At 61.3% G+C, this 261-nt stretch carries 1 protein-coding gene; it reads left to right on the plus strand.

Annotated elements, in window-relative coordinates; all coding sequences use genetic code 11:
* A partial coding sequence (locus tag EPB08_RS20945; protein ID WP_130621067.1) for an IS110 family transposase occupies window positions 1-261 on the plus strand: 261 nt, incomplete at both ends.

A 261-nucleotide genomic window follows, 5' to 3' on the forward strand; every position in this document is an offset into this window, starting at 1 on the left:
GGCCTGTGGCGGAGCGCACCATTGGGCTCGTCAGCTCCAAGCGCTGGGCTACCGCGTGAAGTTGATCGCGCCACAGTTCGTGAAGCCGTATGTGAAGAGCAACAAGAACGATGCGAACGACGCCGAGGCCGTTTGCGAGGCGATGAGTCGGCCTAGCATGCGCTTCGTCACTGTGAAGACCACCCGCCAACAAGACATCCAGGCTGTGCATCGCGTGCGCTCCGGACTGATGGAGCAACGCACCGCGAAGGGTAACCAGAT

This window comes from Dyella amyloliquefaciens, assembly GCF_004296575.1.
Lineage (GTDB): Bacteria > Pseudomonadota > Gammaproteobacteria > Xanthomonadales > Rhodanobacteraceae > Dyella > Dyella amyloliquefaciens.